Annotated in this window: 5 protein-coding genes; all 5 read left to right on the forward strand. The window is 65.9% G+C overall.

Going from position 1 to position 6,008, the window contains the following annotated elements; all coding sequences use genetic code 11:
- The coding region (locus H926_RS0101400) for an endonuclease/exonuclease/phosphatase family protein (RefSeq protein WP_022674710.1) at window positions 1-309 on the forward strand (309 nt) is incomplete at its 5' end.
- Window positions 310-484: 175 nt separating this feature from the next.
- Window positions 485-823 carry a P-II family nitrogen regulator gene (locus tag H926_RS0101405; protein WP_022674711.1) on the forward strand — a complete coding sequence of 113 codons (339 nt, stop codon included), beginning with the start codon at window positions 485-487 and terminating at the stop codon, window positions 821-823.
- A 23-nt stretch (window positions 824-846) separates the two neighbouring features.
- A complete protein-coding gene (locus H926_RS0101410; RefSeq protein WP_022674712.1) occupies window positions 847-2,259 on the forward strand; it encodes an ammonium transporter in 1,413 nt (470 codons plus the stop codon).
- 225 nt (window positions 2,260-2,484) lie between these two features.
- Window positions 2,485-4,737 (forward strand): bifunctional diguanylate cyclase/phosphodiesterase, encoded by a 2,253-nt coding sequence (locus H926_RS25040; RefSeq protein WP_022674713.1) that lies wholly within the window; start codon window positions 2,485-2,487, stop codon window positions 4,735-4,737.
- Between the two features lie 41 nt (window positions 4,738-4,778).
- Entirely contained in the window at window positions 4,779-5,936 is a 1,158-nt protein-coding gene (hisC, locus tag H926_RS0101420) for a histidinol-phosphate transaminase (RefSeq protein ID WP_022674714.1), read from the forward strand.
- The last annotated feature ends 72 nt before the right edge of the window (window positions 5,937-6,008 follow it).

Genomic DNA, 6,008 nt, shown 5'->3' on the forward strand with positions numbered 1-6,008 from the left:
CGCCGCCGCCAGCAGGTGCGCGTTGCCTGCGCGGCGGCCGGGCGCGGTCCCCGCGTGCTGATGGGCGATTTCAACGAATGGGCGCCACGCGGCGGCGCGCTCCAGGCCTTTCCCGGCGATCTTTCAGTTCTCGCGCCCGGCCGCAGCTTTCCCGCGCGGCGCCCGCTGGGCCAGCTCGACCGTATCGTCGCCAGCCACGACTGGGTGGTCGACGGCATCGGCGTGCACCATAGCCCCCTGGCGCAGCAGGCGTCGGATCACCTGCCGGTGTGGGCTCGGCTGCGGCTGAGTGGGAAAGCTCCTGCCTAAAATTTAGGCAGATTCTGTGCACTGCACAAGAATCGAGCGGCGGCGAAACGCTCGACAATGGATATGGTTTCCGTGAATCGCTGATTTCGTAAGAAAACGGATTTGGCACGCCCCTTGCTTTAACAATTCATGCCGGTTCCGCACCGGCTGGTTGAGGCCGTGAAAGGGGGCATGAATGAAATTCATCATCGCCATCATCAAGCCGTTCAAGCTCGACGAAGTGCGTGAAGCGCTGTCGGGTCTGGGCGTTGCTGGGATGACGGTGTCGGAAGTGAAGGGTTTTGGCCGACAGAAGGGCCAGACCGAGATCTACCGCGGCGCCGAATACTCCACGAACATGCTGCCCAAGGTGAAGCTCGAAATCGCTGCCAGCGACGACCTCGCGGCGCAGATTGTCGAGACCATCCAGCAAACCGCCAGCACCGAGGCGATCGGCGACGGCAAGATCTTCGTGCTCGATCTCGCTTCGGCGGTGCGCATTCGCACCGGCGAAAGCGGCGATATGGCGCTGTGACTTCCGAACAGAGGGGAAACCATATGATCCGCAAGATGATCAGTGGCATGACGGCAGCCGGGCTCAGCCTCGGCATGGCCTCTGCCGCCTTTGCGCAAACCGGGCCGATCAAGGCCCCCACGGCCGACCAGATGGCCACCATGGTCAACAAGGGTGACGTCGCCTGGATGCTGGTCTCGGCCGCTCTGGTGCTGATGATGAGCATCCCCGCCCTGGCGCTGTTCTACGGCGGCCTGGTGCGCACCAAGAACATGCTTTCGGTGCTGATGCAGGTGCTGATGATCGTGTCGGTCGCGGCGCTGTGCTGGGTCTGCTGGGGCTATTCGATGGCCTTCACCGGCGGCTCGCCCTATGTCGGCGGCTTCTCCAAGATGTTCCTGGCGGGGGTTTCCACCTCGACTTATGCAGCGACGTTCTCCAACAACGTCTACCTGCCCGAATATGTCTATGTCATCTTCCAGATGACCTTCGCCTGCATCACGCCGGCGCTGATCGTGGGCGCCTTTGCCGAGCGCGTGAAGTTCACCCCGCTGATGATCTTCACCGTGCTGTGGCTCACCCTGGTCTATTTCCCGATGGCCCACATGGTGTGGTACTTCGCCGGTCCTGACTTCCTGTCGTCCAACACCTCCGACGCCGGCCTGATCTATGGCTGGGGCGGCCTGGACTTTGCCGGCGGCACCGTGGTGCACATCAACGCCGGTATCGCTGGCCTCGTCGGCTGCCTCGTGATCGGCAAGCGCCTGGGCTTTGGCAAGGAAGCCACCCCGCCGCACTCGCTGACCATGACCATGATCGGTGCCTCGCTGCTGTGGGTGGGCTGGTTCGGCTTCAACGCCGGTTCGGGCCTGGAATCGAACGCGGCCACCGCGCTCGCCTTCATCAACACCTTCGTCGCCACTGCCGCCGCCGCCGTCTCCTGGTCGGTTGTCGAACAGATCAAGCATGGCAAGCCCTCGATGCTGGGCGCTGCCTCGGGTGCCGTCGCCGGCCTCGTCGCGATCACCCCGGCGGCCGGCTATGCCGCGCCGATGGGCGCCATCGTCCTCGGCCTCGTCGTCTCGCCGATCTGCTTCTTCTTCGTCACCACCGTCAAGAACGCCCTCAAGTATGACGACACGCTCGACGTGTTCGGCGTGCACTGTGTCGGCGGGATCGTCGGCGCCATCGGCACCGCCATCGTGGCCGACCCGTCGCTGGGTGGCCAGGGCTGGATCGACTACACCGTGTTCCCCGCCAAGGCCGGCACTTATGACCTGGTTGCCCAGATCATCACCCAGGTGAAGGCCGTGTGCGTCACCCTGGTGCTCTCGGGCGGTGTCTCGGCGGTCCTGTTCATCGCTCTCGACAAGACGATCGGCCTGCGTCCGACCGAAGAAGCCGAGCGCGAAGGCCTCGACATCTCCGAACACGGCGAACGCGCCTACAACATGTAAGTTTTCACCAGCTTGGCGGGGTGGGGGGCCTGATCCTCTCCCTCTCTCCCCCTCCTCCGCCAAACCATGTTCCTCCTGCGAACGACCTGGGCCGGAAGCGCACGCGCTTCCGGCCTTCTTTTTTGTTCGCCCGGCAGCCCCCGGGCGGCTTTGCAAAGTTAACGATCAGGCAATCGTCCCATCGTAGAACACCTGAGCGAAAGCGTCCCTTGGGCGGAGATTCTGATGGTGATCCGGCGCATGGCCTGGGGCAGGCCAGGCAACAGTGGCAATGAACGGTCCGATGGCGTTGCGGGCGCGCCTGCCGCTGCGCCCACGGCCAGGGATGCCGCCAAGGCCACTGGCCTCGCGCCCGATCATGCCACCGCGCTGTGCCGCGCCTATGAAGCGCTTGGGCTGGGGGCGTTCTGGTCGAGCGATGCCGATGGCCGGCTGACCTATCTATCCCCTGCCGCGCGCGCGCTGCTTGCGGGCGAGGGCGACCCGATTGGCCGCACCCTGCTCGATCTGTTCCACCACGATGAAACCCAGGGCGACAATGGCAGCGAGCGCTCGCTGCGCTTCGTGCTGGCGCGGCGCACCCGCTTTGAGCGGCTGACCGTGCGCACCGGGCCGGCCAGCCAGCCGCGCTGGTGGTCGTTGTCGGGCGAAGCCGTGCACCATCGTGGCCAGTTTGCCGGCTTCCACGGCCATTGCGCCGATATCAGCGACCAGCGCCGCCATGCCGAGGAAAGCTCGCACATGGCGCTGCACGATCCGCTGACCGGCTTGGCCAATCGCCGTCACATGAACCAGACGCTGGCGCGCAAGCTTGCCGCGCTGGCCTCCACCCGGCGCGGTTGCGCCACGATGCTGATCGATCTCGATCGCTTCAAGCAGGTCAACGACACGCTGGGCCACGCTGCCGGTGATGCCCTGCTCAAGCAGGTGGCCGATCGCCTGGTACGCCTGGTGGGCGATGCCAGCCGCGTGTGCCGGCTGGGCGGCGATGAATTCCAGATCATCCTGCCCGAGGTGGAGGATCGCGGACACCTGGGCGAACTGGCCGAAGCCCTGATCGAGGATATTTCCCAGCCCTATCTGATCGATGGCAGCCGCTGCCTGATCGGCGCGTCGATCGGTGTGGCGATTGCCCCGTTCGATGGCGCGGCGGCCGACGACCTGGTGCGCAGCGCCGATCTTGCGCTCTATGCCGCCAAGGGCAGCGGGCGCGGGCGCTTCCGCTTCTTTTCCAGCGACCTGCTCAAGGCGGCAGAGGATCGCAAGGCCTTGGAGGAGGACCTGCACGATGCCCTGGCGCAGGGCCAGTTTGCCCTGCACTACCAACCCATCGTCAAGGCGCAGAGCAACCAGGTGATCGGGGTGGAGGCGCTGCTGCGCTGGAACCATCCCGAACATGGCCAGGTATCGCCGGCGCGGTTCATCCCCATTGCCGAGGAATCCAATCTCATCCGCACGATCGGCGAATGGGTGTTGCGCAAGGCCTGCGCCGATGCAGCTGGCTGGGAAGTCCCACTGCGCGTGGCGGTCAATGTCTCGCCCGTGCAGTTTGCCGACGAGGCATTTCCTGCGCTGGTCACCTCGGCCCTGGCGCAATCCGGGCTCGATCCCGCGCGGCTGGAACTGGAAATCACCGAAGGCGTGTTTCTGGAAGAAGGCGGCCAGACCGATGCGCGGTTCAACGCGCTCAAAGGCCTGGGCGTGCGCCTGGCGCTCGATGATTTCGGTACCGGCTATTCCAGTCTCGGCTATCTCAAAAGCGCGCCGTTCGACAAGATCAAGATCGACCAGTCGTTCGTGCGCGGCGCCACCCAGCCGGGCAACCGCAACCGCGCGATCATCACCGCCATCGTCGCGCTGGCCCAGGCGCTGGACATGGAAACCACGGCCGAGGGCGTGGAAAGCTTTGACCAGTTCGACCTGATGAAAGCGCTGTGTGTCAGCCATGTCCAGGGCTTCATCTATAGCCAGCCGCTCGACAACGACACGTTCGTTGCCGGCCTTTCCGGCGGGGACTGGACCATCGAGCCATCGGGCCCGGCGCGCCAGCGGCATCAGCGGCAGGCGATGTTCCGCCGCGTGGGCGTGGTGCACGAGGATCACTATTACCCCGTGGTGCTGCGCAACCTCTCGAAATCGGGCGCGCTGATCGAGGGGCTGCTCGAAGTGCCGCTCGACACGCCTTTCGTGCTCGATCTGGGCGATGGGCAACTGGTGGTGTCGCGCGTGCGGCGCAGCCAGGGCCATCAGCAGGGGCTTGAGTTCGAACAGGAACTGGTCAGCGATGGCAACGGCGGCCTGTGCACGCGCTATCGCGTCTCGCCCTATCAGCTTTCCGCTGCCGGGCTGACCCTGGGCGCCGGCCCCAACGGGCCGTTGCAGATCAACCGTGGCCCCAATGCCAAGGTGACGATGCCCGCCTTTGCCATGGCGACCGACTGGAACGGCGCCGGGCTCGCTTGGACGGATGCTGCGTAACGCTTGAATTGCGCGGTTCATGGCGTAAAGCCCATGCCATCATGACCGACCAGACCGCGCCCGCATCCGCCCAGACCGCCAGCCTCGACCGTTCGCGGCCGCAGCCCAAGGACTGGATCAAGGCGATCCATGCCTATGTGCCGGGTAAATCGGCCGGGCTGGATGGGCAGCCGTTGATCAAGCTGTCGGCCAATGAAAACCCGCTGGGCACCAGCGCGGCGACCATGGCTGCGCGCGCACAGGTGGCCAATGCCGCGCTCTATCCCGATCCTGACAGCAAGGATCTGCGCGGCGCGCTGGCCGCGCTGCACGGGCTCGATCCCGCGCGCATCGTGATGGGCACGGGTTCGGATGAACTGCTGCATATCGCGGCCCAGGCCTATGCCGGCGTTGGGGATGAAGTGCTGTTCGTGCGCTATGGCTTTTCGGTCTATCCGATCGCGGCACGGCGTTGTGGCGCAACGCCCGTGGAAGCGCCCGACGCCGATTTCGGCACCGATGTCGATGCGCTGCTCGCGGCGGTGACCGAGCGGACCCGTGTGGTGTTCCTGGCCAATCCCAACAATCCCACCGGCAGCTATATCGGCCGTGCCGAACTGGCGCGGCTGCATGCCGGCCTGCGCCCCGATGTCTTGCTGGTGGTGGACCAGGCCTATGCCGAATATGTCGCGGCAGACGATGACGATGGCGCGCTCGATCTGGCGCGTACGGCCGCCAACGTGCTGGTCACGCGCACGTTCTCCAAGATCTATGGCCTGGCCGGAGAGCGGATCGGCTGGGCCACCGGGCCGGCCGACGTGATCGACATGCTCAACCGCATTCGCGGGCCGTTCAACGTCTCGCTCACCGGGCAGGCGATGGGGCTGGCGGCGGTGCACGACCAGGCGTTTGTCCAGGCATCGGCCGCGCACAACCGGGCCGAACGCGCGCGCTTTGTCGCCGCGTTAGAGGCGCTGGGCAACCACGGGCTGCGCGCGCTGCCGAGCCAGGCCAACTTCGTGCTGATCGAGTTTACCGGCGCGCTCACGGCAGAGGCGGCGTATCTGGGCCTGATGGATGCGGGGTATATCACCCGCTGGCTGCCCGGGCAGGGGCTGCCGCAGTGCCTGCGCATCACCATCGGCACGCCCGCGCAGATGGATGCCATCGCCGGCGCGCTGCGCACCATGGCAGACGCTGCGCCAGGCACGGCCCGGTGAGCGCTGCCCCCTTCACGCGCATCGCGGTCATCGGTCTGGGCCTGCTGGGCGGATCGGTGGCGCTGGCGGCGC

It is taken from the genome of Novosphingobium sp. B-7, assembly GCF_000410615.1.
Lineage (GTDB): Bacteria > Pseudomonadota > Alphaproteobacteria > Sphingomonadales > Sphingomonadaceae > Novosphingobium > Novosphingobium capsulatum.